The following is a 26,218-nucleotide window of genomic DNA, read 5'->3' on the forward strand; positions in this document are numbered from 1 at the left end:
CTAGGAGATCGTCACCAAGCGCGTCACCAGTGACGCCAGCAGGACCACCAGCAGCGGCAGCGCGAACCAGTAGGAGCTCTGGAGCCGGCGCAGCTGGCGCACTCCGGGCCGGCCGACCACCCGCAGCACCTCGCGCGCGGACAGGAACAGCAGCAGCGCCACCGCCGCCAGTGCGCCGATCACCGAGACCGGTGTCCACGTCACGCGCGGTCCGGGCGGGCCCGGCCGGGGCTGGGCGGCCTCACCCGAGGGCGGGTTCTTCAGCTCGTAGAGCACCGCGTCGTCGTTGGACAGCACCCGCCGCAGCTCCGGCCGCCCGTCCAGGGTGTGCCGCACCCGGGCGTCCCAGTCGGGGGCGTAGCCGGAGTCGAGCTGGAGATAGACCGACTGGCCGCGGTCGACCATGAGGTACGCCCGGGGCCCGGCCTTCCGCAGAGCGGCCACCAGGTCGTCCACCCGCGCGGGATCGCGGGGCGCGAGCGTCGGGTCGTAGAGCACCCGCTCCATGTCGCGGCTGCCCCAGGGCATGGCGGGCGTGACGTTCTTGACGGTGTCGTTGCTCATCCACAGCAGGTGCGCCGTCGGCTCGTCGTGCGCGTACACATAGTCCATCGCGGCGACCTCGCCGGGCCGCACCCGCTCGAAGGACTCGTTGCCCCAGCGGGCCACCAGGAAGCCGAAGACGAGGACGAGCCCGGCCACCAGCGCGGCCACCGGTCCGAGCAGTCGGCCGCGCGCCGTGGCGCGGGTGCGCGGGAAGAGCGCGAGCGCGGCCAGCACGCAGGCGCCCGGCACGGCGAACAGGAAGACGCGCAGGGCGACTTCACCGCCGTACGACTGCATCCCGAAGGCGAGGAACGGCACCGCGGTGAGCAGCAGCAGCGCCAGGTCGCTGATCCCGGCCCGGCGGCGGCGCCACCAGCCGAGCGCGGCGAACGCCAGGACCCCGCCGGCCAGCGCCACCCGGACGTACAGCACCAGCTTGTGCGTGGCGCTGCCGCCCTCGATGCGGCCCGAGACGGACGAGGAGACATTGCCGCCGAGGGATCCAAGGCCGCCGAAGAGCTCGTCGAAGTGGCCCGACCAGTAGGGCTCCGCGAGGAAGCCCACCCACACCGCGAGCATCACCGCGCACAGCAGCGGCAGTCCGCGCAGTGTGCAGCGCCGGGTGACGACCAGCGCGGTCACCACGCCCAGCATCACGAACGGGGTGAGCTGATGGCTCGCGACCGACGCCGCGAACACGGCGAGCACCACCGCGAGCAGGACCCCCAGCTCGCCGCGGCTCGCGGTGGCGACCTCGGCCTCGCCCGGCAGCAGCTTCCCGCGCAGCTGCCGCGGCCAGCGGAACCACACCAGCAGCACGGCCACGAACAGCAGATAGAAGAGGTAGTTGAGCGCCTGCGGCGAGAAATAGTCCTGGCCCACCCAGCCGCAGAGCACGAAGAGCCAGGCCGCCGTCCACTTCGCCCGCCAGCCCGCCCGCACGGCCCGCAGCAGCAGGGCCAGCGGCGCCAGGCTCAGCAGCTGCACGGTCAGCGGCCACCAGCGCAGCACCCCGGAGAGGTCGCTCACCCCGCAGGCCCGCGCGACGAACGCCGCGACGGCGAAGAAGCCCGGCCAGCTCCAGCGGGCGTCGAGGTCGGGCGCCGCCACGCCCGTCCGGTCGATGAAGTCGAGGAAGCCCAGGTGCTGCCACGCCGTCGCGAAGCGCGGCTGCGTCTCCAGCACGGCGGGTGCGGCGTGCAGGGAGACCACGGTCAGCAGCAGCACGGCGGTGAGCAGCCACCGGCGCTGCCGGGCCAGCCCCAGGGCGGCAGCGAACGACACGATCAGCAGGGCGGCGCCCACCAGCGTCGCCACCGGCAGCACGGACACCAGCCCGAGCCCGCCCATGTCGTCCAGGTTCGGCTCGCCGAGGGAGGCCAGCGGCGTCCAGTAGAGCGCGAGCGCGCCGAGGAAGAGCAGCCAGATCCCCGGCTCGGGCCGCCGCCACCAGGGGGTGGCCGGGCGGGGGAGCGGTTCTGCCGTGGCCGGCGGGGAGGTCACGGGCGGGCGCGCCGGGGAAGCTTTCAGCACGGGAGGCCGCGCCGTGGCCTGGCTGTCGGCGGCGGGCCGCTCCTCGGGCGGTGCGGCAGGGTCCGGCTTCGTCACCGGCTCGGCTTTGACCTCGGCCTCGGCGGCGGAGTCCGAGGGCTTCGGCAGCGGTGGCGGCACCGAGGACATCGCCATCCCGTCCGGCGTGTGCCGGAGGTCGGGACGCCGCTCCAAGTGGTCGAAGTCCAACCGCACCCCCAGGGGCATCGTGTCCGCGTCGAGCGCCGCTCTCAGCGCCCAGCGCGTGCCGTACCTCCCGCCCTCGCGCCGCCCGTCGTCCGAGGCCGTCCGGGCCCCTAAGGCCCGCCCGAGGCCCCGCCGGGCCGGGCGCGCCTCGTGCGGGCCGTCCCGCCGGTCACCGCGCACCGCGAGATCCGCGAGGTCACCGTCGGGCGCCACGTCGGGCGCGTAGGCCACCGGGGGGACGGCCCGCGGCGTCGCCGCCTTGAGGATCCTGCGCAGCTTGACCGCGGAGATGGAGACGATCACCGCGAGGCTGGAGATCTCCGCGACCCCGGCGCCCGTGAGGCCCATCCGGGGCAGGAGCAGCAGCGTCAGGCCGAGCACCAGGACGCACAACAGGCCCTGGAGATAGGCCAGTCCGGCCGTGCGGCTCTGGGCCCGCAGCACCGCGAAGTAGGTCTCCATGACCACCCGCAGCGCCGCCCCCACCGCGAACCAGCGCAGCAGCGGCGTCGCCGCGTCCGCGTACCCCTGGCCGAAGACCCGCAGGATGTACGGCGCGAGGGCGAACAGCAGCACACAGACCGGCACCATGATCTTCGCCATCCGGCGCAGCGCCGCCCGGCAGTTCTCCGCCAGCCGCGCCGGGTCGTGCGAGCCCTCGACCGTGAGGGAGGCGCCCATGTTGATCGCGAGCAGGTTCGTGGTGCCGCCGATGGTGGTGGTGATGTAGAAGTACGCGTTGTCGGCGGAGCTGACCTGCGAGGCGATGATCACCGGCACCAGATAGACCACGGCCAGGGAGAACAGCGACCCCGTGTAGTCCCCGGCGAGGAAGCGCCCCATCTCGCGGTACGACGCCGTCCGCGCCGTCGCCTCGGTCGCCGCCACGTGCCGGGGCACCAGCCGCCGGAAGACCAGCCACCCCAGCGGCAGCACCGACACGCCGATGGAGACGACCCAGGAGAGGAACACCCCGGACGTCGGCAGCGCCGCCGACACCCCCACCAGCAGGGCCAGCTTCGCGGCCGAGAAGACCGTGTTGCCCACCGGCACCCAGAACGCGCTGCGCAGCCCGGTCAGCACCCCGTCCTGCAGGGTGAGCACCGACCAGGCCGCGACCGCGACGACGAACCCGAAGCCGTGCAGGGGCCCGTGCAGGAAGCGGTAGGAGGGGCCCCAGAGGTTGAGCGTGAGCAGGAAGACCGTCGCGGCGATCGCGACGACCACCGAACTGCCCGCGTACGTACGGAAGACGAGCCGTCCCGTCATCCGGCCGGCCGTGGGGATGAAACGGGCCAGCGCTCCCGTCAGGGTGACCGCGGTGAGCCCCGCGAGGAGCTTCATCGCGGCGATGGCCGCGGAGCCCTGGCCGACCGCCTCCTCGGAGTAGTACCGGGCGGCGATCAGCCAGTAACCCACACCGAGGACGGCGCTGATGCCCGTGTTGAGCATCAGCGCGAAGGCGTTGCGGAACAGCGGACTTCCGCCGCCCCGCCCGGGCAGCCGCAGCTTGCGGCCGGCCGGCCCCTCCGTCTCCCGTTCCTCGGTGCGGGTGGACGTGTCAGACACGGGCTTCGCTTGCCTTCCTGACGACTTGTCGGGTTCTGCGATATATGGCGTACCCCTTGGTGAGCGTGCGGTCCCGGACGAAGAGCCGGCCGAGTGACCGGCCCTCGACGAGCCGCGCGAACTCGCCGAGTCCGGTCGAACGCCGCACCGTGACCCGCTCCAGGGCGTACGGCCCCTGCGGGCGCGCGGCGAGGGTGTTGCCCACGGCCAGCGAGACGCTGAAGCCCGCCGCCCGGACCGTGCGCCGCACCCGGCGGTCGGAATAACCGTAGGGATAGGCGAAGGACACCGGTGAGCGCCCCAGCTCACCCGCAAGGATCTCCCGGCACCGGTGCACCTCGAACCACAGCCGTTCATCGGCCAGTTGGTCGAGCTGCGGGTGGGTGTGGCTGTGCCCGCCGATCTCCACGCCCGCTCCGGCCAGCTCCCGCACCTGGTCCCAGGTCAGCATCAGGTCGAGCGCGCCGCCCGTCGCGTGCTCCCCGCGCAGCCACCCCGTGGACGCGAAGAGCGTCGCGGTGAAGCCGTGCTCCACGAGCGCCGGGAGGGCGTGCCGGTGCACACCCTCGTAGCCGTCGTCGAAGGTGATCAGCACCGGCTTCGGCGGCAGCACGGCGCTGGTGCGCCAGGCGACGGCGAGCTGCTCGGCCGTCAGCGAGGTGAAACCTCGCTCGGCGAGCAGCCGCATCTGTCCCGCGAAGGAATCGGGGGACACCGACAGGCCGTACGTCGCGCGCGTGGGGGACTCCGCCACCGCGTGGTACATCAGTATCGGGACGGTCTCCGCGCTCATGCGGTGGCCTCCTCGGCGGGAGGGCCCGCTGCCGGGCCGTTCGGACCGTGGCCACCGTGCGGCTCCTCGGCCGCCGTGCCGCCCGCGATCGCCTCCGCGACCGCGAACCTGGCGCCGCCGCGACGGGCCCGCAGGCTGCCGAGGGCGTAGCCCCCGACCGTCACCGCGAGCCCGGCCACGATCGCCCCCGCCCGGCCCGCGCCGCCCGGCCTGCCGAGCAGGGCGTCGCGCACCCCGCGCGCGACGCCCGCGGGCAGCACGCGCGTGGTGTAGCGCCGCTCCGAGGCCAGCCCGGACCGCGTCCCCACGCTCCGGGTGACCAGGGCCTTGGAGAGCCCCTCGGCATAGGCCCGCCTGCGGAAATAGCGGAAGCGCTCGCGCGCCGCGGGCACCCGGTGGTGGATCACCGACCGGTCGTCGATCAGCAGCACCGCCTCCGGCACGGCCCGCGTCAGCCGGATGCACAGCTCCGTCTCCTCGCCGCCCAGCGGCAGCCGGTCGCCGTCCCGGCCGATGCCGCTGGCGAACCCGCCGGCCAGCGTGAACGCCGACCTGCGGAAGGAGGCGTTGCCACCGAGGATGTTGCGCACCCGGACCCGGCCGGGCGCCAGCCCGCGGTAGGAGCAGCCGACGACCCAGTCGAACTCCTCGGGGAACCAGGCGGGCCTGCGCCGGGACTCCCACACCGGCTCCGTACGGCCGCCGACCGCCATCACGCGCGGGTCGGTGTAGGCGAGCGCGAAGTGGCGCAGCCAGTCCCGCTCGGCGACCGCGTCGTCGTCGAGGAAGGCGATCACCTCGCCGGAGGAGGCGGCGATGCCGGTGTTGCGGCCCGCCGAGAGGCCGCGGGGGCCCGTGTTGGCGAGCACCCGCACCCCGGCCGTCGCACCGGCGCCGTCGTCGCCGTAGCGCTTGGCGAGGCGGCGCAGCAGCGCCTCGTTGTGGTCGACGACGACCAGGGTCTCCAGCGCGGGCCAGGACTGGTCGCGCACCGAGGCCACCGCGGCGAGGATGTCGTCCCAGCGGTCCTCGGTGTAGACGCAGATGACCACGGAGACGTCCGGCACGCCGGCCGGGGCGGTAGGGGGTGGGCTGCTCAAGAGATTTCCCTGCGGTTGGCGGCCGGCGCGATGGCGAGGCGGTGCGGGCGCCGGCGGCGGGCCCCGTGCTCCTTGAGAATGACCTTCAGGACTCGCAGCCCGTCGCGCACGGCACGGAGATTGCTGGTGCCGTGGATGCGCACGAACTCATGGCTGGGGATCTCCTGGACGCGCAGACCGGCCTTGACGACTCTGATGTTCATCAGGGTCTCGACCTCGAACCCGGCGCAGTCCAGGGCGATTTCGTCCAGGCAGTGCTTCCAGAAGGCGTTGTAGCCGTAGCACAGGTCGGTGTAACGGGCGCCGAACTTGTGGTTGACCAGGGAGCACAGGACGCGGTTGCCGAGCTTGCGGATGGGTGTCATGTCGTCGGTGCCGCCGCCGTTGGCGAAGCGGGACCCCTTGGCGAAGTCCGCGCCGCCGACGAGCGCGGAGACATAGGTGACGATCTCATTGCCGTCCGCGGAGCCGTCCGCGTCGACCATCACGATGATCTCGCCCGTGCAGGCGGCGAACCCCGTGATCAGCGCGTCGCCCTTGCCCTTGCCGCGCTGCTCGACGACCTTGACGTCGGGCCACAGGCCCCGGGCGACCGCGATGGTGTCGTCGGTGGAATTGCCGTCCACGAGGACGACCTCGTGAATCCAGGCGGGCAGGGTCTTGAAGACGTACGGCAGGTTCTCCGCCTCGTTCATGGCGGGGATCACGACACTCACCGGAGGCGCTATCGCCAGGTGCGAGCTCACCGGGCGGTAATGGCCGGCGGGCGCCGGCTCCTGATCTGTCGCAGGGCGAAGGAAAGAACTCATGAGTCGGATTTCCCTCTCGTCCGGTGGACCGCCCCCCGGCGGTCCAATGGCTGATCCGGTTCGAAAAGGGGGTACTCGCCTCGCCCGCCGCTGCGCGAGGCACCGTACGGACAGGGTGAGTTGACAACGAAGACCGGTCGCGTGGCGTGCGACCCTGCGACCGTGACTACCGAACGCGGCACCCCCCACCGCGCCCCGCCCCCGACACCATCGCGGCGCTTGAGCCCTCCCCTTGAGCCGCTGTAACTGATGGGCCGATGCGGGTGGATGTACGACGGTATTGATGCTTGAGACTGTATGGCAAGAGCTGGTGCGGTGACTCCTCCTTTGGGTGTTTTTTGCGCCCGTTTCACGCGCCAGGTTGACGGAATGCGCCGTTGGCGGCGCACTCGGGGAGCGTGCACCCGCGCCCTCAACTCCCCGCGCGGAACCGCCCCATGCGCTTGAGCAGCCGGTCCGCGCGCTCGAAGAGCTCCGGCCGTGCCAGCACCGTGTTGCGCAGTGCCCGCACCGGCGCGCGCCGGGCCCGGTGTCCCAGTGCCACGGGATGATGGCGCGTCACCCACCCTTCCGAGACGCTCAGTTCACGCGTCTTGAGGGAGTTCTTGTACGCCTTCTCGCCACGCCCCAGATCCAGATAGGCCATGCCCGCGGCGGCGGCCCCCTCGGCCATCCGCAGGTGCAGCACCAGGCCCGGCGAGTATTTGGCGAACGCCGGGTCGTACGCCGGGAACCAGCAGGCGAGCACCGGGCCCGAGGACAGCCCGAAGTGCGCCGCGACCGGCCGGTCGCCGGCGTAGAGCACCGACAGCAGCCCACCGAACGACGCGGTGCGGGTGTGGAAGAGCTGCTCCACCAGATGGGAGATCCAGGGGCGCGCGAAGCGGTCGCTGCGCCCCGTTCTTCGGTACTGCGCGGACTTCCAGCCGATCAGGGTGTGCAGCACGGACGGGTCCCGCTCGTCGTGCACATAGCGCACCTCGCCGACGTCCCGGCCGAGCTTGCGCTCCTTGGCGAGGGTGGTGCGGGTGAACTTCGGCGACTGCTTGCGCAGCGCCGCCAGATAGGAGTCGAAGCCCTGCTCGACGTCGACCACCGGCGAGCCGTACGACCCGGAGGCGCCGACCTCGAAGGGCTTCTGGCCCTCCACCAGGTGGTCGAACTCCCACACCGACAGCCCGCACGCGAGCAGCAACTCCCGTGCGTCCCACTGGAATCCGGGCCGGTGGACCAGGCCCTGGGCGTCCGAGACGCCCAGGCCGATGGCCCGGCCCACGCCCAGCGGGGAGCGCTGGTAGGGGAAGAACGCCACCGGCTCGCCCTCCTCCCGCACGACCGCGACCCGCACCCCGTGCCGGCAGCGGCTCACCGCCAGGGCGAACTCCGGTGCCAGGAACGGGTTCGCGAGCTGGTGCGAGCCGTCCTCGAAGGCCTGTGACTGCAGGGCGGACCAGGCCGCCCGGTCGGCCGCGGTGAGCTCGCCGGGGCGGTACACGCTGATGTTCACGTCAGGAGGCCCGACTTTTCGCCGCGCGGCCCCGGCGGTGCCGCGCGTGTGCCAGCAGGAACATCAGGAGGCTGACGGCCGCGACGGCGGCGACGCCGCCCCGCACCGTCCAGGTGTGCAGCGCGAGCATGACCTGTGCGATCAGCAGGTCGACGGCGACGGCACCACCGGCCGCCACCACGGACCGGCTGAGCGGGTCGAGGCCGCGCAGGGCGGCCCCGACGGCGCACGCCGGCGCCACTATCAGGAAGAACAGCGTGAAGGGCGCGCGCAGTGGCGAGCCGATGTCGGCGAGCGCGAGCGCGGCGCCCACCCCCGCGATGGCCGTCGCGGCCCCCGCGATCATGGGGAGGGAGTCCCCGGCCGACGGTATCCCGCCGGCGGTGGTGTACTCCTGGGCCGCGGTGGCCGTCCCGTCGGCCACGCGGGGCCCGCAGGACTCGTCAGGTTCGGAAAGCTCAGACAGATCGGTCAGCTCGCTCACGCCAGTTGGATCGGTGAGACCGGTGGGATCAGTGAAGCTCTGCATTGGCGACTTTGCCCCCCGAAGCGCCGGATGCCAAGTTTCAATGTCGCGCAATCGGCGGAGGCACGTCAAGATGTGAAGGCCGCGCATACAGACTCCGGTTACGCCATAGGGGAGCGAACCGGAGTCTTTCCGTCAGGGCGGCCCTCACCGGAATCTGTCGATCCGTCAGAAGATCTCCACGAGACGATCGTCAAGCATTCACCCATTCAACGGTCTTGGCATGGACACTTCCAGCGCATGCGGGCGACTGCTACCACGGAGTAAGTAGCGCCCCTGGTAAAGGAGGTTCCATGAAACTGTCCAGAGTCGTGGGTTCCGTATCCGCGCTGGCGCTCACCGCCACCCTCGCCCTCCTCGGCGCCGGGCCCGTCCAGGCCGCCGAGAAGACCGCAACTCCCGGCTATGTGGCCCTCGGCGACTCCTACTCGGCCGGAGTGGGGGCCGGCAGTTACGACTCGGGGAGCGGGAACTGCAAGCGCAGCACCAAGGCGTACCCCGCGCTCTGGGCCGCCGCGCACACCCCCGCGAGCTTCGCGTTCACCGCTTGCTCGGGCGCCCGAACGGGTGATGTTCTCACCGGGCAGCTCGGCCCGCTCAACGCCTCCACCGGACTCGTCAGCATCACCATCGGCGGCAACGACGCCGGATTCGCCGACACCATGACCACCTGCGTGCTCAACTCCGAGAGCGTCTGCCTGGACCGGATCGCCCAGGCCCGCGCCTACGCCCGGAACGTCCTGCCCGCCCAGCTGGACGGGGTCTACTCCGCCATCAGCGGCAAGGCGCCCTCCGCCCACGTCGTCGTCATCGGCTACCCGCGCTTCTACAGACTCGGCGGGAGCTGTTTCGGCGGGCTCAGCGAGACCGTGAGATCCGCGGTCAACGACGCCGCCGACGCCCTCGACACCGTCATCGCCAAGCGCGCCGCCGACCACGGCTTCACCTACGCCGACGTCAACACCACCTTCGGCGGCCACGAGATCTGCTCCGGCAGCCCCTGGCTCAACAGCGTGACCCTGCCCGTCGACGAGTCCTACCACCCGACCGCCGCCGGCCAGGCCCAGGGCTACCTGCCCGTCTTCGCCTCAGCCGCCTGATCCGTACGGGGCCGTCTCGCCGTACGTACCGCCGTAGCCGCCACCGCCCGGGGTCGAGCCGCCCGCCGAGGGCGACCGGCCCGGTGACCGGGAAGGGCCGGGTGACGCCGAGGGGCTGCCCGGCGACGGCTTCTCGCACCGCACCGTGAACGACACATGAGAGGAGGTCAGCTGCTGCGGGCTCTTGACCTCGACGGCGATCCAGTCGTCACCCGCGTCCGACGGGCCGCGGTCCGACTCCACATGACCGAGGGTCTGGGTGCGGGCGGTGGTGAAGCGGAGTGTCCGCCAGCCGCCGTCCGTGACCTTGCCGCTGCCCGTCACCCAGCGGTAGACGACGTCCACCGGGGTGCGCCCCACGGCGACGGCCACCCGGAACGACGGCGCGGCCCCCGCCGACGGCGGGCAGGCGCCGGTGTACTGGTCGCGCTGCGCGGTGACCGTGACCCGCACCCCGTAGTCGGCGGAGTTGCCCGGCGAGGCGCCGGAGCTCCCGGAGCCCGCGGCCGGCGGCGCGCCCCCGTCCCGGCTGTCGGCCGAGGAGGCGCCGCCGCCGGACGACGTACTGCCGGAGTCGCCGCCGCCCCGGGTGAGCGCCCACACCAGGCCGCCCACCAGCAGCGCGGCCACGAGCGCCGCGACGGCGAGCACCCTGAGGGTCCGCCGGTGCTGCCCGTCGTCCGGCCGGGGCTCCGCATCCGGGGCGCCGGGCGCGGTGCCGGAGCCCGGGGTGCCGGGACCGGGCGTGAAGGGCGCCGGGGCCGCGGGGTGCGCGGCGACCGTCGGCGCGTGGGACACGTCCGCGCCGCGCTCCCCGCCCGCGACGGCGCGCAGCATCCGCTCCGCTTCCTCCGCCCCGAGCCGCCGCTCCGGCTCCTTGCGCAGCAGGCCTTCCAGTACGGGCGTGAGCGCGCCCGCACCGCGCGGCGGCGGGAGTTCCTGGTCCACCACCGCCCTGATCGTGCTCAGCGGGGTGTCCTGGCGGAACGGCGAGAAGCCCTCCACGGCGGCGTAGAGCGTCACGCCCAGCGACCAGAGGTCCGACGCCGGTCCGGGCGGCCGGCCGAGGGCGCGCTCGGGGGCGAGGTATTCGGGCGAGCCCACCAGCTCGCCGGTCCGCGTCAGCGCGGAGCTGCCCGCGACCGTCGCGATGCCGAAGTCGGTGAGGACCACCCGGCCGTCGTTCGCCAGCAGGATGTTTCCCGGCTTCACATCGCGGTGCAGCACGCCCACCTGATGTGCGGCCCGGAGCGCGGCGACCGTCTCCGCGCCGATGTGCGCCGCGCGCGCGGGCGTGACGGAGCCCTGTGCTTCCAGAACATCGGCGAAGGAGAGGCCCCGGATCAGCTCCATGACGATCCACGGGCGGCCGTCCTCGGTCACCACGTCGTAGACGGTGACGACATTGGGGTGGGATATGCGGGCCGCCGCCCGGCCCTCGCGCTCCATCCGGGCGTAGAGCTGCCGCACCTCGTGGTCGAGCAGCCCGGCCGGTGCCCGCACCTCCTTCACGGCCACCTCGCGGTCGAGCACCTCGTCCCGCGCCCGCCGGACCACGCCCATACCACCTTGGCCGAGCCGGTCCAGCAGTCGGTAGCGGCCCGCCACCCACCGGTCGCCCTGGCCGTCGTACCCGGCTCCGGAATTCCCGCTCATCGACGGGCCCCCTCCCGCAAGAGAGCAATTCGGGGTGAATGTACCGCAACGGAGCGTGATTGCCCCCCGTTCCGCGCATTCCGGCCCTCGCCAACTCGCGCCCAGTAACGGCAGGTTCACGCCAGGTTCGTCAACGCCCTTGACGGAGTGGTGAATACGGCCTGCCGATGCGCGGGTGACGGAATGGGGCGGTAGGGTTACTCTGCCTGGGCCGGGGTGCCTCGTACGGGTGGGGAGTTTCGATGGATCAGATAGCGATGCGCGGCAGGGCACGAGTGCCTGCCATCAACTGCAACAGCGGTGCGACCAGTGCGCGCCTCGACCGCCATCTCGCGGTGCTGGGCGGACCCGCCCTGCCGCAGCGGGAGGTCGAGAACGCGACCCTGCTGATGCGCGAGCTGACCGCGCGCGACCGGGTGGCCGCCAAGCAGAGCAGGACCGCCAAGGTCTCGCTCCTGGCGCCGCTCAGACGACTGCGCCGATCGCTCTTCGGCAACCACGGCTGACCCGGACCCCGGCCCGGATCGCATAAGCCGCCCACCACACCGACCCGGCTCAGCGCCGTCGGCCGTACGCCCTCTCCCCAGGGCCGGCCGATCGGCGCTGTGGCATGCCAGGGGCGGGCGGGTCGCTCGGGCCGTGTTGCCCAGGGCCGCTCAGGCCGCGTCGCGCCCGTACCGCCGGACCGTCAGCGGGACGAAGACCGCCAGCAGGACCGCCGCCCAGCCGAGGGACGCCGCGAGGGGATGGGCCACCGGCCAGGACGCGTGGGAGGCCGGGCCGCTGTTGCCGAAGAGGTCCCGGACCGCGGTGACCAGCGCGCTGATGGGGTTCCACTCGGTGACCGTCCGCAGCCAGCCCGGCATGCCGCCGGTCGGCACGTAGGCGTTCGAGAGCAGCGGGAGCATGAAGGTGCAGGCACCCAGCTGTCCCGCCGCCTCCTCGGACCCCACCACCAGCCCGATGTAGTGCCCCACCCAGGCCGTGACCAGCCGGAAGAGCAGCAGCAGCGAGAAGGCGCCGACGGCGGCGGCCGGCCCGCCCTCGACGCGCCAGCCCACCGCGAGCCCGCACAGTGCGAGCGGGACGAAGCCGAGCGCGGCCATGGCGACGTCGGAGGCGGTCTGCCCGGCCGGGATCGCGAAGCGGCTCATCGGCAGGGTGCGGAAGCGGTCCATGACGCCCCGCTGGTGGTCCTGCGCGGACGCCAGCATCGAGGTTAGCACGCCGTTGACGGCGGTCGCGGCGAACAGTCCCGGCACCAGATAGGCCCGGTAGTTCCCGCCACCGTCCAGCACCATCGCGCTGCCGAAGACGTAGCCGAAGAAGAGCAGCATCGTCATCGGCATGGTCATGGTGATGATGAACAGGCCGGGCGCGTGCCGCATCCGCTGGAGGTGACGGCCGAGCATCGACCAGCTGTCGGACAGGGCGAGCGTGGTCATGCGACGGCCTCCTCGGCGTCGGTGGTGGCGGTGAGGCGTAGGAAGACCTCGTCCAGGGTGGGCTGCCGCAGCGTCGCGTCGACGACGGGCACGCCCGCGGCGTCGAGTTCACGCACGAGGCGCGGCAGGGTCAGGTCCGGCTCGGCCGCGGCGCCCGCCGCGCGCCGGGCGGTGTCGAGCGTGGCCCGGGAGCCGGTGAGGCGGCCCAGCACCATCGCCGCCGCGGGCAGCGCCGCGTCGTCGGCGACGACCACCTCGGCGTGCGCGCCGATCTCCGCCTTCAGCGCGGCCGGTGTGCCGCGGACCGTGGCCCGGCCGCGGTCGATGAGCACGATGTCGTCGGCCAGTTGGTCCGCCTCCTCCAGATACTGCGTGGTCAGCAGCACCGTGGTGCCGCCCAGGGTGAGTTCGCGGACGACGTCCCAGATGGCGGTGCGGCTGGCGGGGTCGAGGCCGGTGGTGGGCTCGTCGAGGAAGAGCACCCGCGGCCGGGTGAGCAGGCTCGCGGCGAGGTCGAGCCGCCGCCGCATCCCGCCGGAGTAGGTGCGGGCGGGCCGGTCCGCCGCGTCGCCGAGCGCGAAGCGGTCCAGCAGCGCGTCCGCGCGGGCGCGCGCCACCGCGCCGCCCAGCCGGTGCAGCCGGGCGAACAGCCGCAGGTTCTCCCGTCCCGTCAGGTCCGTGTCCACCGAGGTGGCCTGGCCGGTCACGCCGATGGCCCGGCGCACGGCGGCGGGCTCCCGCGCCACGTCGTGCCCGGCCACTTCGGCCCGGCCCCCGTCCGGCCTGATCAGCGTGGTGAGCAGGCGGACCGCGGTGGTCTTGCCCGCGCCGTTCGGCCCGAGCAGCCCGCACACGGTGCCCTCGGGCACGGCGAGATCCAGCCCGCGCAGCGCGTGGACGTCCCCGAACCGCTTCTCCAGACCCTTACTAAGTACAGCGTACGTAGTCATGAGGGCGACCATACTCCATTACGTACGCTGTACGTAACTAGGATGGGAGCGAGGTGATGATCAATGACAGCCAGCGGTCGCCCGTCCGGGCCCGAGGTGATCTGGGCGCGCCCCGAACGCGCCGGCCGCGGCCCGCGCCCCGCGCACACCCGCGCCGAGATCGCGGCGGCGGCGGTGCGCGTCGCCGACGCGGAGGGGCTCGACGGCGTCTCCATGCGGCGCGTGGCGGCCGAGACCGGCTGCGGCACGATGTCGCTGTACAACTACGTGCCGCGCAAGGAGGACCTGTACGAGCTGATGGTCGACGCCGTCGTCGCGGAGTACGTCTTCCCCGACGCACCCTCCGGTGACTGGCGCGCCGATCTCAAGGCGCTCTGCCGGCAGACGCGCGGCATCATGCACCGCCACCCCTGGGTGCCCCGGGTGATGGCGCCCGCCCACGGCTTCAGCCCGAACGCGCTGCGCTATTTCGAGTACGCCCTGGGGGTCCTGGACGGGCTGGACGTCACCGACGGCACCAAGATCGAGCTGCTCGCCATGCTGAACGGCATCATCACCGCCTATGTCTCCAACGAGCTGTCGGCGGCCGAGCGCGCCCGGACCTCGCCGTACGCTCCCGAGCAGGAACAGGCCGCCCGCACGGCCTACCTCACGCGGGCGCTGGCCGACGGCGCGTACCCGCGCCTGGCGAAGGCGCTGGCGAGCGGGTCCGGGCCGGTCGACTCCGACGCGGTGTTCGACCGGGTCCTCGACCGCGTCCTGGACGGCTTCGACGGCAGCCGGCGCGGCTCATAGCAGGGCGAACTGCCCCTCCGGGCCCTCCTCCTGGTGGCCCAGCACCGTCGCCGGCCGCCGGGCGGAGGGCGGCGGCGGGAGCACGCCCACCCGGCGCAGCTCCGCCGCGTCCGGGCCGCCGCCCGGCACGGGCAGCGGCCGCCGCTCCGCCGTCTCCGCCAGCAGCGCCAGGACCGTGATCAGCTCCAGCAGTTCGGACGTCCACTCCGGCAGCCAGCCGACGGGCCGCAGGGCCTCCAGCGTCCCGGGCTCGGCCGTGGCCGTACGCTCCGCGAACCAGCTCTCCAGCACCCGCGCCCCGCCCGCGCGGAACTCCCAGGCCGCCTCCGGCACCGGCGCGATCCTGCCCGTGCCCAGTAGCAGCGTCTCCCGCTCCGGGTCGTAGCCCAGGCTCCCGGGCGGCCCGGACGCGACGGCGGCGCGCACGTAGGGCCTGCGGCCGCCCGGCAGCCGGGGGCGTTCACCCGGCGCGGGTGCACAGCGCGCGCCCCGTGTGTGCACCCACACCACATGACGGCCCAGCGCCACCCCTTCCTCCCACAGCCGGGGCGACGCGGTCAGTGGCACGGCCGTCCCGGCGCGGGAGGGGCGGGCGGCCGCGGCGGTCCAGGCGAGGAAGTCCTCGGCGGACACGGGCCGTCCGAGCGCGCCCGCCAGGTGGTCGAGGAGCCCGGGCGCGAGATTGGGCTCCAGGCCGCCGGGGCGCCGGTAGAGCGGCCGGATCCTGCCGGGTCTGCCGCCGGGGGAGTGCCCGTCGGGCAGGAGGGCGCAGAAGGCCGGGCCGTCCGTACCGGGCGCCGCCTCCAGCAGATGGATCTGGTGCTCGTCAGCCACCCGCCACAGCTCCGGCCGCGCCGCGTCGACGAGCCGGTGATCCGGCAGCAACCACTGCTCGTCGTACGGCCCATGAGCGATCCGCACCGGCTCCGGACACGCCCCCATCCCGTGCGCGAGCCGCCCGGTCGCCGTCGCCTGCCCGGGGAGCTGGGCGACGGCGCTGTGCGGTGTGCGGTGGCGGGTGGGGCGGAAGAGCGTGTCGCGGACGTCGTCGTCCGCGGCGGCTAGTGCGGCCCAACGGGCTTTCAGGGAGGCGGTGTCGGGGGCGGTGACCCAGGTCCGGCCGAGGCGCATGGGGGCGACCGACCAGGGCATGAGGTCGGTGAGCAGTGCGTCTTCGGCGGCCTGGGGGGAGGTCACGCCGGGCATCGTAGCGGGGGTGGGTGCGGGTGGTGTCGCCTGCGGCGGGCTTTTCCCCTACCCCGCCCTTTCCCGGCTGCGTCTGATGTGCGGCTCCGCCGCGTGGGGGGCGCTGCCCCAGACCCCTGGCTGCGGGTGGGTGGGCGCCTGCGGCGGGCTTGTTCCCCTACCCCGCCCCTTCCCGAAACTGGGGCTTCGCCCCAGACCCCGAGCTGCGGGTCCGTTGCCTCCCCCAGCTACCTCCCCCAGACTCCGTCCGGGGGTGCCCCCAGAGGTGCCCCCAACGGGCTGAAGACAAAAGCATGGCGGACCCGGGCTGGAATGAGCGCCCCGGGCTGGAAAAGCGCGGCGCACCCCACGATCCGATGTTGCCCTCCGGTGGGAGGGGGTGGGGTCGGAGGGTGGGGTTCTGGAACGCGGTGCGTCGGCACGGCACTCAATACGCCTTACGGTGCCCGCACCGCGTTCCAGGTTCCCAGCCCGGAGGCCCCGCCCCCGGCACCCACCACACACCCAAGCCCGGCCGGCGATTGAGGCCACGCCCGAAGGGCGTCCCGCCGCAGGCGCGAACCGAGCCGCACCCGACAACGGCGAACCCCACCCCGACCACACACCAACCCGCACAGAAAACCCGCCCAGGCCACCGCCTACCGCGCCTCCACCGTCACCGTGAAAGAGAAGCGGTCACCCCGATAGTGGATGCGCGCCACATCCACCACCCGCCCCGCCTCGTCGTAGGTCACCCCCGTGTAGAAGAGGATCGGGCTCAGCAGCGGTACCTGGAGGAGCCGGGCCGTCTCCGGGTCCGCGAGGCGGGCCTCGACCGTGTCGGTGATGCGGCTGATGCGCACGCCCACCGCGTCCCGCAGCACCTTGGTCATCGGCCACCGCTCCAGATCGGCGAGGTCGATGCGCGCGGCGAGTTCGGGGCGGACGAGGTTCTCCGCCCAGTTGGTCGGCTCGCCGGTCCGCTCGTCGCAGCGCAGCCGCCGGTAGGCCATCGCCTCGTCGAGGCCGGGGAAGTGCTCGGCCAGCTCCGCCGGGACGCCCGTCGGGCCGTGGCCGAGCACCTCCGTCCGTTCGCCGGACTGCTGCGCCACGATGGCGTCCACCGAGCCGAGCAGCCGCACCGGCGAACTCCGCCGCGCGCTCGGCTCGATGAACGTGCCGCGCCGCCGGTGCCGGCTGATCAGCCCCTCCGTCTCCAGCTCCTTCAGCGCCTGCCGCATCGTGAGCACGCTGACGCCGTAGTGCGCGGCGAGCGCGTCCTCGGTGGGCAGCCGCAGCGGGTCACCGGCGCTCCGGCCGAGTATCGAGGCGCGCAGCGACTGCGACACCTGATACCAGAGCGGCAGCTTCCGGTTGAGCGTGACGGAGTCGGGGGCGAAGGTGGTCACGTGGGGCTCCGGCTCTACGGCTGCGAGGGGCTGCGAGGAAGGGGCGCCATCACCGGCGGTAGTGGCGCTCCAGACCCTGCCATACGCCGTCGTAGCCCGTCTGAAGGTGGTCCGCGGTCCTGGCCCGCTCCGTCGTCGTCACCGGCCAGCGCGTCTCGAACATGAACGCCAGCCCGTTGTCCACCTTCTGGGGCCGCAGCTCCGTCGCGCTCGCTTTGTCGAAGGTGTCGCGGTCCGGGCCGTGCGCGGACATCATGTTGTGCAGGGACCCGCCGCCGGGCAGGAAGCCCTCCGCCTTCGCGTCGTACGCGCCCTCGATCAGGCCCATGTACTCGCTCATCACGTTCCGGTGGAAGTACGGCGGCCGGAAGGTGTCCTCGCCCACCAGCCAGCGCGGCGCGAAGACGACGAAGTCCACCCCCGCCAGGCCCGGGGTGTCCGAGGGCGAGGTGAGCACGGTGAAGATCGACGGGTCCGGGTGGTCGTAGCTGATCGACCCGATCACATTGAAGCGCCGCAGGTCGTAGACGTACGGGACGAGGTTCCCGTGCCAGGCCACGACGTCCAGCGGCGAGTGGTCGTAGGTCGCCGACCAGAGGTTCCCGCAGAACTTGTTGATCACCTCCACCGGGCGCTCGACGTCCTCGTACGCGGCGACCGGCGCGAGGAAGTCCCGGGCGTTCGCCAGCCCGTTGGCGCCGATCGGCCCGAGCTCGGGCAGGGTGAACGGCTGCCCGTAGTTCTCGCAGACGTAACCGCGAGCGGCCCCGTCCAGGAGCTCCACCCGGAAGCGCACCCCGCGCGGGATCAGCGCCACGTGGCCGGGCTCGGCGCGCAGCAGGCCGAACTCCGTCCGCAGCAGGAGCGCCCCGCGCTCGGGCACGATCAGCAGCTCGCCGTCGGCGTCGCTGAACACCCGGTCGGTCATGGAGGTGTTGGCCGCGTAGAGGTGGACGGCCATGCCGGTGCGCTGGGTGACGTCGCCGTTGCCGCCCAGCGTCCACAGCCCGGCGACGAAGTCGGTGCCCTCGGGCGGCTCGGGCAGCGGGCTCCAGCGCAGCCGGTTGGGGTCGGGCACGGAGTCGGTGAAGGGGGCGCTGCTGATGTCGCCGTTTCCGGTCCGGGTGAACGGCGGGTGCGCCGCGGAGGGCCGGATGCGGTAGAGCCACGAACGCCGGTTGCTGTGCCGGGGCTCGGTGAAGGCGGTGCCGCTCAGCTGCTCCGCGTAGAGCCCGAGCGGGGCCCGCTGCGGGGCGTTCCGCCCGTGCGGCAGCGCGCCGGGGACGGCCTCACTGCTGTGCTCGTTGCCGAAACCGGCCGAGTAGGCCAGTGCTTCGGCGGACTTCCGGGCCTGCTCGTCGCCCGTATCGCTCATCGCGTGCTCCCCGCGCCGATGGATTCCTATGGGAGACCGTAGGATTCCGGGCCGGGCACGTCAATGGATCAGCGCCAGGGCGTGGCGGCTGCGAGGATCGGACTCCAGACACCAGGGGGGACCGATGCGCCAGGGGCCGGAGTTCACATGGGGGAGCGAGCCGGGAGGGCCGAGAGGGGAAGACTTCGCGCACGCCGTCCGCGAACTGTCGCTGCGCCTGGTCGCGCTGGACAACGAGCCCGGCGGACCACCGGCCGCCGACGCGGCTGTACGGGCCTTCACCGCCGTGCGCCGGCTGCTGCGGGAGCGCGGGCCCGAGCGGCCGTACGAGCGCGATGTCCTCGCCGCCGTGGCCGAGCTCGGCGAGGTGGCGGGCTGGGCCCTCTTCGATGCCGAACGGCCGGACGAGGCCGCCGTGTTCAACCGCTCCGCCCTGCGCCTGGCCAGGCGCTCCGGCGACCGGGCGATCGAGCTGCTCGTCCTCCAGAACACGGCCCTCGCCTCCGGCTGGGCCGGCCGCCCCCGGGGTGAGCTGACGGTGGCGCGGTCGGTGCTCGACCGGGGCCGGCTGTCGCCGCGCGTCGAGGCGGTCTTCCGGGTGCGGGAGGCCCGGGGCCTCGCGGGCACGGGCCACCCCGCCGAGGCCGCCCGCTCCTTCGCCCGCGCCCGCTCGCTCCTGGCCGAGGGGGAGCGGGACGGCGACCCGTTCTGGGCCTGGTGGATGACCGCGGACGAGATCGACGGCCACCAGGGCTTCATGCTCCAGGAGGCCGGCGAGCGGAAGGCGGCCGTGCCCCACCTGCGCCGGGCGGCGCTCCAGGAGGCGGGCGCCGGGGCGGGCTACCGGCACATCTTCGCAGCGCGGCTGCTCGACTGCCTGCTCGGCCTCCACGCGTGGCGCGAGGCTGAGGAGGTGGCGGAAGGGCTCGTCCCGGTGGCCGCGGCCGGGATCGCCTCGGCCCGCACCCGCGGCCTCCTCGGCAGCCTCGCCCGGCGCGGGCGGGGCGCCCCGGCCGGTCTCCGCGAGGTGCTGGACCAGCTTGGTACGAATCGTGAGCCGGCCGGTCAGCCCTTGTGGTGACCCACCATGCGCAGGACCAGGTCGGCGTAGAGCTCGCCCACCTCGTCCGGAGTGCGCTTGCCCTCCGCGTTGAACCAGCGGGCCACGTCGATGCACAGGGAGAGCACGGCGAGCGTGGTGCCGCGCACGTCCGGGACGTCGAAGTCGCCCGCCGCGACGCCGTCCTCGATGATCGCGCGGACCGCCGCGTCGGTGTCCCGGCGCAGCCCCACGATCTCGGCGTGGTGCTCCTCGCCGAGCGCCCCCAGCTCGTACTGCACCACGCGGGCGGTGGTGTGATGCTCGGCGTGCCAGCGGACGAAGGCCCGCACGGCACCCGCGAGACGCTCCGCGGGGGTGCCGTCGCCGTCCTGCTCCCGGCGGAGGATGTCGAGGGCGAGCCGGTGCCCGACGCTGCTGATGCGGTAGAGCAGCTCTTCCTTCGTCCGGTAGTGGATGTAGAGCGCGGCGGGGCTCATGCCCGCGCGGCCGGCGATGTCGCGGGTGGTGGTGGCGTGGTAGCCGCGCTCGGCGAACGCGGCGACGGCGGCGGTCACCAGCCGGCGCGCGGCGTCGGGTGTGACCTCGGCCCACTCCTCGCTCCGCGTGTGCTTCGCGTCCATCCCGAGCCCCCGCTCTTCGGCTGCGCCGCGGACTGCCCGCCGGCGAGAGGAACACCATAACCCGTGCGGCTGAGCAAGCGCTTAGGCTGTGGCCTGGGCGGATCGGGCTTCCCGCCGCGTCCGGGGCTCCGCCCCGGACGTCGCCTGGGGCCGCGACGATCCGCACCTCCGCGTATACCGCCGCCCGTACGGGCATGCATCCCGCAGGGGCGTGGCGCTCGAGGGTGGGAGACCCGATGGCGAACAAATGGCAAGGGCACGTGGGGCGCTTCGGCACTCTTCCCGTCGTCGCGGTCGCGCTGACCGCGACCGTCGCGCTGTACACGGCGCTCGTCGCCTTCGGCAACATCACCGACTTCGGCACCAACCAGCAGTTCGTCCGGCACGTCCTGGCGATGGACACGACGTTCAAGGACGACGACCTGATGTGGCGGGCCATCACCGACCACACCGTGCAGGACATCGCCTACGTCGCCATCATCATCTGGGAGACCGTCGCCGCCCTCGTGCTGATCGCGGGCACTCTGCTCTGGCTGCGGGGAGCGGCGGCGCGCGTGGCGGCCCGGCGGGTCACCACCGTGGGGCTCGTGATGCTCCTGCTGCTCTTCGGGATGGGCTTCATCGCGATCGGCGGCGAGTGGTTCGCGATGTGGCAGTCCGCGAAGTGGAACGGACTCCAGGCCGCCGAGCGCAACTTCGTGGTGGCCGGCCTGGTGCTGGTGCTGATCCACCTCCCGATGCGCGACGACATCTGAGGTGAGGAGGGCAGCCGTTCCCTCGTGCGGAACCTACGGGAACACCACCAGGGACCGGCCGCCCCGCCCCGCCAGCATCGCCTCGAACGCCGCCGGGATGCCGTCCAGCCCGATCCGGTCGGTGATCATCGCGGACAGGTCGAACCGCCCGGCCCGCACCTGCTCGGCGATCACCGGCAGGTCCTTCGCCGGGTCGCTGTTGCCGTAGACGCAGCCCGACAGCGTGCGGCCGAAGTGGAAGAGCTCCAGCGCCGTGAACGTCACCTGCTGGTCCCGCCCGCCGACGCCCACGACCGTGGTGCGCCCGCCCCTGCGCGTGGCCGACCAGGCCGTACGGATGGCCTCGGCGCGGCCCGCGCACTCGATGGCCACGTCGGCCCCGTGGCCGCCGGTGAGTTCGCGGATCCGCTTGGCGGTGCCCTCGCCGGCGACGAGGAACTCGGTGGCACCGGCGGCGCGGGCCAGCTCCTCCTTCTGCGGCGAGACGTCGACGGCCACGACCGTGCCCGCACCGGCGATCCGCGCCGACTGGAGGGCCGCCAGGCCCACCCCGCCGATGCCGTGGACGGTCACGGACTCCCCGGCGCGCACCCGCGCGCTGTGGTGCACCGCGCCGTAGCCGGTGAGCACCGCGCAGCCCAGCAGCGCCGCCTCCGCCAGCGGCACGCCCTCGGGCAGGGGCAGGGCGGCGCTCGCCCGGACGACGGTCTCCTCCGCGAAGACGGCGGTGCCCAGGCCCGGGTAGAGCTCGGTGCCGTCCTCGCTGAGCGTGGCGTACGGCGCGGTGGCCGCCGCGCCCGCGTCCGCGCACAGCCAGGGCTCGCCGAGCCCGCAGAAGTGACAGCTCCCGCAGGAGGGCGCCCAGTTGAGCACCACCGCGTCACCGGGCGCCACATGCGTGACGCCCTCGCCCACGGCGGTGACCGTGCCCGCCCCCTCGTGCCCGAGGACGGCGGGGACGGGCTGGCGGAGCGTGCCGTCGGAGAGCGAGAGGTCGGAGTGGCAGACCCCGGCGGCGGCGAGCCTGATCCGCACCTGCCCCGGGCCCGGGTCCGGGAGGTCGATCCCGGCGATGCGCAGGGGAGTGCCGGTGCTCGTCATGACGGCGGCGCGGACCATGGCGGAGGCTTCCTCTCGGTGAACGCGGCGCGGTACGGGGGGGCACTTGCCCCCCGCCCGCCTGTGTTCTCGTCGGGTTCTCTCGTCAGAACTGCAGGGACTTCGTCTGGAGGTATTCCGTCAGGCCGTGCGCGCCCAGCTCCCGGCCGACGCCCGACTGCTTGTAACCGCCGAACGGCGCGAGGACGTTGAAGCGGCCGCCGTTGATCTCGACCTGCCCCGCCTCCAGGCGCCGGGCGAACGCCGTCGCCGTCGCCTCGTCCGCGGCCCAGACCGCGGCCGCGAGGCCGTAGACCGTGCCGTTGGCGATCCGCAGGGCCTCCTCCTCGTCCTCGTACTTCAGGAGCGAGATCACCGGACCGAAGATCTCCTCCTGCGCGATCGTCATCTCCGGGGTGACGTCCGCGAAGACCGTCGGGCGGACGAAGTAGCCCTTCTCCCGGCCCTCCGGCGCGTCGGAGCCGCCGGCGACGAGCCGGGCGCCCTCCTGGACGCCCTGGTCGATGTAGCCGCGCACGCGGGCGTGCTGCTTGGCGTTGACGAGCGGGCCGACGCGGACCTCGGGGTCGGTCGGGTCGCCAGGGACGTAGGCGGCGACGGCGGCGGCCGCCAGCGAGACGGCCTCCTCGTACTGATCGGCGTGGACGAGCAGCCGGGTCAGGGCGTTGCAGGACTGTCCGGTGTTGCGGCAGACGTCGGCGACGTTGGCGGCGACGGCCTTCTCCAGGTCGGCGCCGGGCAGGACGACGTTCGCCGACTTGCCGCCCAGTTCGAGGGCGAGGCGCTTGACGCCCGCGCCCGCGATCGCGCCGATCCGCTTGCCGACGGCGGTCGAGCCGGTGAAGGAGACCAGGTCGACGCCGGGGTGCTCGGCCAGCGCCTGGCCCGCGACCGGGCCGAGGCCGGTGACGAGGTTGAAGACGCCCGCCGGGATCTCCGCGGCGGCCACGCACTCCGCGAACAGCTGGGCGGTGAGCGGGGTGTCCTCGGCGGGCTTGAGGACGATCGTGCAGCCCGCCGCGAGCGCGGGGGCCACCTTGTTGACGATCTGGTGCAGCGGATAGTTCCAGGGCGTGATCGCGCCGACGACGCCCACCGGCTCCTGGAAGACGGTGGAGTTGCCGATCCGCTCCTCGAAGGCGTAGGTGGCGGCGAGCTCCGCGTACGAACCGGCGACGGCGACGGGCAGTCCGGCCTGCACGCGCGTGGCGAAGCCGATCGGCGAACCGAGCTCGGCGGTGACCGTGGCGGCGATCTCGTCCTGCCGGGCGGCCAGTTGGTCGCGCAGCGCCGCGATGAACTCGCCCCGCCGGGCCGGCGCGGTGGCGGCCCAGCCGGGCAGCGCGGCGCGGGCGGCGGCCACGGCGGCGTCCACGTCCTCGGCGGAACCGGCGGGCACCCGGCCGATGACCTGCTCGTCGGCGGGGTTGACGACGTCGATGGCACCGGTCCCGACGGCGGGCCGCCAGCTGCCACCGATGTACATACCGTCGTGGGCGATCACGGTTCATCTCCTCGCGGTGTCGGTGCTCGATGTCCCGTACGGATCATCGAATTCCCCGTGGCCTCAACCTAACCCCCGCCGGAACCCGGGCACCAGGGCACCTCTGCCGCCGGTCTCACCAGGTGAAGCGGCTCACCGACTCCGCCACGCACACCGGCTTCCCGCCGCCCTCGCGCTCGACGGTCACCGCCGTCGTCAGCTGGACACCGCCCTCGACGTCGGTCACATCGGTGATCACCGCCCGCGCGCGCAGCCGCGAGCCGACCGGCACGGGAGCGGGGAAACGCACCTTGTTCAGCCCGTAGTTGATGCCCATCCGCACGGGGGAGACCCGCATCAGGAGCGGCATCAGGGACGGCAGCAGGGAGAGCGTGAGATAGCCGTGCGCGATCGTCGTGCCGAAGGGGCCCGCCGCCGCGCGCTCCGGGTCCACGTGGATCCACTGGTGGTCCCCGGTCGCCGTGGCGAAGAGGTCGATCCGCTTCTGGTCCACCTCCAGCCAGTCGCTCGGGCCGAGCTCCTCGCCGACCGCTGCCCGCAGCTCGTCGGACGAGGAGAAGATCCGGGGTTCCGCCATGCCGCTGCCTCCCGAGCACGACCACTGTGCACCACTGTCCAAGCGCTTGCTCAGGATGTTCGGTGCTCGTCGCGATGTCAACGTCCCGGCTGACGTAAGGTCGGACCCGTGCCGCAGATTCCTTACGAGGTCCACGAACTCACCGTCGGGCAGCTGTCCGCGCGCAGTGGCGCGGCCGTCTCCGCGCTGCACTTCTACGAGACCAAGGGTCTGATCAGCAGCCGCCGGACGTCGGGCAACCAGCGCCGCTACGACCGTGACGCGCTGCGCCGCGTCGCCTTCATCCGGGCCGCGCAGCGCGTCGGCATCCCGCTCGCCACCATCCGCGAGGCGCTCGCCGAGCTGCCCGACGAGCGCACGCCCAACCGCGAGGACTGGGCGCGGCTGTCCGAGCTGTGGCGCGGCGAGCTCGACCAGCGCATCGAGCAGCTGGGCCGGCTGCGCGACCACCTGGACGACTGCATCGGGTGCGGCTGCCTGTCACTGGAGAGCTGTGTGCTCTCCAACCCGGACGACGCCGTGGGGCGGCTCGGCAGCGGTTCGCGCCTGCTGGTGGAGCGGCGCCGGGCCGCCGCCGGCCCGTCCGGCGACTGAGGGCGCCGCCCGGGCGTCCCTCACCACATCGACGGCCGCCGCCCGGCCCACGGCTTCGCCGACTCCAGCTGCGCGGACAGCGAGATCAGCGTCGCCTCGTCCCCGTACCGGCCCGCGAGCTGGATGCCGATCGGCAGGCCCGCCGCGTTCCAGTGCAGCGGCACGCTCACCGCGGGCTGCCCGGTCGCGTTGAACAGCGGGGTGAAGGGCAGGAAGGGGATCAGGGCCGCGAACTCCGCCGCCGGGTCGGCGTCGTCGCGCAGCGCCCCCACCGGCAGCGGCGGCTGCGCGAGCGTCGGGGTGAGGAGCACGTCGTAGCCGGTGCCCGGCGCCTGGAGGCCGTCGGCCACCAGCTGGGTGAGCTTGCGCAGGGCGTACATGGCCCGCGCGAATTCCGGCCCGCCCACCGCCCTGCCCCGCTCGCGCAGATGCCGGGTGAGCGGCGTCAGCAGCTCCTCGCGGCCGGCCGGCACGGGCTGGACGGCGGCCAGCACCTCCCACACCCGGGCGAACGCCTCGGCGAGCGTCGGGTCGTCCGGCAGCGACAGTTCCTCGACCTCGTGCCCCAGCCCGCCCAGCAGGGCGGCAGCCTCGTCCGCCGCCGTGAGGCAGTCGGGGTGCACATCCACCCCCGGCACCGGAGTGCCCGTCAGCCGCACCACCCGCAGCGGCCGGGGGGCGCGCCGCGCGTGATCGGCGAACGTCTCGCCGGGCGGCAGCGGGGGCGCGCTGTAGGGGTCGCCCGGCTCCGTGCCCGCGAGGACGTCGAGGAGCGCCGCCGCGTCGGCGACCGTACGGGCCAGCGTGCCGGAGGTCGAGAGACCGGTGACGTCGTGCAGCGCGGGGCCCGAACTCACCCTGCCGCGGCTGGGCTTGATGCCGAAGAGCCCGCACACGGACGCCGGGATGCGGACGGAACCCCCGCCGTCGCTGGCGTGCGCGAGCGGCGCGAGACCTGCCGCCACCGCGGCGCCCGCCCCGCCGCTGGAGCCGCCCGCGGACCGGGTGAGGTCCCACGGCGTGCGGGCGGGCGGGGCGACGTCGTTCTCCGTGTGGGCTGGCAGGCCGAACTCCGGGGTGTTGGTCTTGCCCAGCAGGACCGTGCCCGCCGCGCGCAGCCGCGTCACCACGTGGTCGTCCACGGCCGGGACGTGGTCGGCCAGCGCGGCCGACCCCAGGGTGCACCGCACGCCCGCGACGAAGTTGAGGTCCTTCACCGGCACCGGCACCCCGTGCAGCGGGGACAGCGGCCGCCCCTCGCGGCGGGCGGCCGCCGCCTCGCTCTCGGCGTCGGCCGCCTGCTTGCGGGCCAGCTCCGGGGTGACCGTGACGAACGCCCCCACCGCGGCGTCCAGCCGGTCGATGCGCTCCAGATAGTGCTCGGTCAGCTCGACGGGCGAGATGCGGCCGGCCCGCACCGCCTCACCCTGCTCCAACGCGGTCAGATCGTGCAGCTGCGCCATGGCCGTCCGCCTTCTCCTCGC

At 73.5% G+C, this 26,218-nt stretch carries 23 protein-coding genes; 6 read left to right on the forward strand and 17 right to left on the reverse strand.

Annotated features, from left to right (window positions below; all coding sequences use genetic code 11):
- The 6 genes from ACFY1P_RS17275 to ACFY1P_RS17300 all read right to left on the reverse strand — a co-directional run bounded on the left by ACFY1P_RS17275 (position 1) and on the right by ACFY1P_RS17300 (position 8,545).
- Positions 1–3,852, reverse strand: coding sequence for a lipopolysaccharide biosynthesis protein (locus tag ACFY1P_RS17275; RefSeq protein WP_390751037.1), 3,852 nt, complete (start codon positions 3,850–3,852; stop codon positions 1–3).
- The gene (locus ACFY1P_RS17280) at positions 3,845–4,645 is read right to left on the reverse strand and encodes a polysaccharide deacetylase family protein (RefSeq protein WP_361534215.1); all 801 of its coding nucleotides are present in this window, start codon (positions 4,643–4,645) and stop codon (positions 3,845–3,847) included. The genes ACFY1P_RS17275 and ACFY1P_RS17280 overlap by 8 nt, the downstream gene beginning before the upstream one ends.
- Entirely contained in the window at positions 4,642–5,745 is a 1,104-nt protein-coding gene (locus tag ACFY1P_RS17285; RefSeq protein WP_390751038.1) for a glycosyltransferase family 2 protein, read from the reverse strand. The genes ACFY1P_RS17280 and ACFY1P_RS17285 overlap by 4 nt, the downstream gene beginning before the upstream one ends.
- Complete coding sequence (locus ACFY1P_RS17290; RefSeq protein ID WP_361534813.1) at positions 5,742–6,554, reverse strand: glycosyltransferase family 2 protein; 813 nt, start codon at positions 6,552–6,554, stop codon at positions 5,742–5,744. The genes ACFY1P_RS17285 and ACFY1P_RS17290 overlap by 4 nt, the downstream gene beginning before the upstream one ends.
- A gap of 412 nt (positions 6,555–6,966) precedes the next feature.
- Complete coding sequence (locus tag ACFY1P_RS17295; RefSeq protein WP_390751039.1) at positions 6,967–8,061, reverse strand: GNAT family N-acetyltransferase; 1,095 nt, start codon at positions 8,059–8,061, stop codon at positions 6,967–6,969.
- Between the two features lies 1 nt (position 8,062).
- Entirely contained in the window at positions 8,063–8,545 is a 483-nt protein-coding gene (locus ACFY1P_RS17300) for a hypothetical protein (protein ID WP_390751040.1), read from the reverse strand.
- 335 nt (positions 8,546–8,880) lie between these two features.
- On the opposite strand from ACFY1P_RS17300, the gene ACFY1P_RS17305 reads away from it, so the two are divergent.
- On the forward strand, positions 8,881–9,687 hold the full coding sequence (locus ACFY1P_RS17305) for an SGNH/GDSL hydrolase family protein (RefSeq protein ID WP_390751041.1): 807 nt from the start codon (positions 8,881–8,883) through the stop codon (positions 9,685–9,687).
- On the opposite strand, the gene ACFY1P_RS17310 is transcribed toward ACFY1P_RS17305, so the two are convergent.
- Entirely contained in the window at positions 9,676–11,343 is a 1,668-nt protein-coding gene (locus ACFY1P_RS17310; protein WP_390751042.1) for a serine/threonine-protein kinase, read from the reverse strand. The genes ACFY1P_RS17305 and ACFY1P_RS17310 overlap by 12 nt on opposite strands.
- Positions 11,344–11,585: 242 nt before the next feature.
- Here ACFY1P_RS17310 and ACFY1P_RS17315 point away from each other — a divergent pair, with 242 nt between their 5' ends.
- A complete protein-coding gene (locus tag ACFY1P_RS17315; protein WP_361535206.1) occupies positions 11,586–11,849 on the forward strand; it encodes a hypothetical protein in 264 nt (87 codons plus the stop codon).
- Between the two features lie 150 nt (positions 11,850–11,999).
- On the opposite strand, the gene ACFY1P_RS17320 is transcribed toward ACFY1P_RS17315, so the two are convergent.
- A complete protein-coding gene (locus ACFY1P_RS17320; RefSeq protein WP_390751043.1) occupies positions 12,000–12,788 on the reverse strand; it encodes an ABC transporter permease in 789 nt (262 codons plus the stop codon).
- Positions 12,785–13,738: an ATP-binding cassette domain-containing protein gene (locus ACFY1P_RS17325; RefSeq protein ID WP_361535212.1), complete on the reverse strand. Its 954-nt coding sequence runs from the start codon at positions 13,736–13,738 to the stop codon at positions 12,785–12,787. Before ACFY1P_RS17325 ends, ACFY1P_RS17320 begins: the two co-directional genes overlap by 4 nt.
- Positions 13,739–13,801: 63 nt before the next feature.
- On the opposite strand from ACFY1P_RS17325, the gene ACFY1P_RS17330 reads away from it, so the two are divergent.
- Positions 13,802–14,533, forward strand: coding sequence for a TetR/AcrR family transcriptional regulator C-terminal domain-containing protein (locus tag ACFY1P_RS17330; protein WP_361535215.1), 732 nt, complete (start codon positions 13,802–13,804; stop codon positions 14,531–14,533).
- On the opposite strand, the gene ACFY1P_RS17335 is transcribed toward ACFY1P_RS17330, so the two are convergent.
- From ACFY1P_RS17335 to hmgA, 3 genes are all read right to left on the reverse strand, one after another.
- A complete protein-coding gene (locus ACFY1P_RS17335; RefSeq protein WP_390751044.1) occupies positions 14,528–15,739 on the reverse strand; it encodes a type ISP restriction/modification enzyme in 1,212 nt (403 codons plus the stop codon). The genes ACFY1P_RS17330 and ACFY1P_RS17335 overlap by 6 nt on opposite strands.
- A gap of 638 nt (positions 15,740–16,377) precedes the next feature.
- Complete coding sequence (locus ACFY1P_RS17340) at positions 16,378–17,127, reverse strand: GntR family transcriptional regulator (RefSeq protein ID WP_361528208.1); 750 nt, start codon at positions 17,125–17,127, stop codon at positions 16,378–16,380.
- Positions 17,128–17,176: 49 nt separating this feature from the next.
- The gene (hmgA, locus tag ACFY1P_RS17345) at positions 17,177–18,502 is read right to left on the reverse strand and encodes a homogentisate 1,2-dioxygenase (RefSeq protein ID WP_361528206.1); all 1,326 of its coding nucleotides are present in this window, start codon (positions 18,500–18,502) and stop codon (positions 17,177–17,179) included.
- A gap of 124 nt (positions 18,503–18,626) precedes the next feature.
- On the opposite strand from hmgA, the gene ACFY1P_RS17350 reads away from it, so the two are divergent.
- Positions 18,627–19,583, forward strand: a complete 957-nt coding sequence (locus tag ACFY1P_RS17350; protein ID WP_361528204.1) for a hypothetical protein — start codon at positions 18,627–18,629, stop codon at positions 19,581–19,583.
- Here the strand turns inward: ACFY1P_RS17350 and ACFY1P_RS17355 are convergent.
- Complete coding sequence (locus ACFY1P_RS17355; protein WP_361528202.1) at positions 19,568–20,185, reverse strand: TetR/AcrR family transcriptional regulator; 618 nt, start codon at positions 20,183–20,185, stop codon at positions 19,568–19,570. The genes ACFY1P_RS17350 and ACFY1P_RS17355 overlap by 16 nt on opposite strands.
- Positions 20,186–20,421: 236 nt before the next feature.
- On the opposite strand from ACFY1P_RS17355, the gene ACFY1P_RS17360 reads away from it, so the two are divergent.
- On the forward strand, positions 20,422–20,940 hold the full coding sequence (locus ACFY1P_RS17360) for a DUF2165 domain-containing protein (RefSeq protein WP_361528200.1): 519 nt from the start codon (positions 20,422–20,424) through the stop codon (positions 20,938–20,940).
- 33 nt (positions 20,941–20,973) lie between these two features.
- Here the strand turns inward: ACFY1P_RS17360 and ACFY1P_RS17365 are convergent, their stop codons facing one another.
- The 3 genes from ACFY1P_RS17365 to ACFY1P_RS17375 all read right to left on the reverse strand — a co-directional run bounded on the left by ACFY1P_RS17365 (position 20,974) and on the right by ACFY1P_RS17375 (position 24,140).
- Positions 20,974–22,059 carry a Zn-dependent alcohol dehydrogenase gene (locus tag ACFY1P_RS17365; protein ID WP_361528198.1) on the reverse strand — a complete coding sequence of 362 codons (1,086 nt, stop codon included), beginning with the start codon at positions 22,057–22,059 and terminating at the stop codon, positions 20,974–20,976.
- Positions 22,060–22,144: 85 nt separating this feature from the next.
- Positions 22,145–23,563 (reverse strand): aldehyde dehydrogenase family protein, encoded by a 1,419-nt coding sequence (locus ACFY1P_RS17370; RefSeq protein WP_361528196.1) that lies wholly within the window; start codon positions 23,561–23,563, stop codon positions 22,145–22,147.
- Positions 23,564–23,678: 115 nt separating this feature from the next.
- On the reverse strand, positions 23,679–24,140 hold the full coding sequence (locus ACFY1P_RS17375; protein ID WP_361528194.1) for a MaoC family dehydratase: 462 nt from the start codon (positions 24,138–24,140) through the stop codon (positions 23,679–23,681).
- 108 nt (positions 24,141–24,248) lie between these two features.
- Here ACFY1P_RS17375 and soxR point away from each other — a divergent pair, with 108 nt between their 5' ends.
- Positions 24,249–24,734 (forward strand): redox-sensitive transcriptional activator SoxR, encoded by a 486-nt coding sequence (gene soxR, locus ACFY1P_RS17380; protein WP_361528192.1) that lies wholly within the window; start codon positions 24,249–24,251, stop codon positions 24,732–24,734.
- A gap of 20 nt (positions 24,735–24,754) precedes the next feature.
- Here soxR and ACFY1P_RS17385 read toward each other — a convergent pair whose 3' ends face one another.
- Positions 24,755–26,197 (reverse strand): amidase, encoded by a 1,443-nt coding sequence (locus tag ACFY1P_RS17385; protein ID WP_390751045.1) that lies wholly within the window; start codon positions 26,195–26,197, stop codon positions 24,755–24,757.
- Positions 26,198–26,218: the final 21 nt, after the last annotated feature.

The organism is Streptomyces sp. NPDC001407 (assembly GCF_042895325.1).
Taxonomy (GTDB): Bacteria; Actinomycetota; Actinomycetes; order Streptomycetales; family Streptomycetaceae; genus Streptomyces.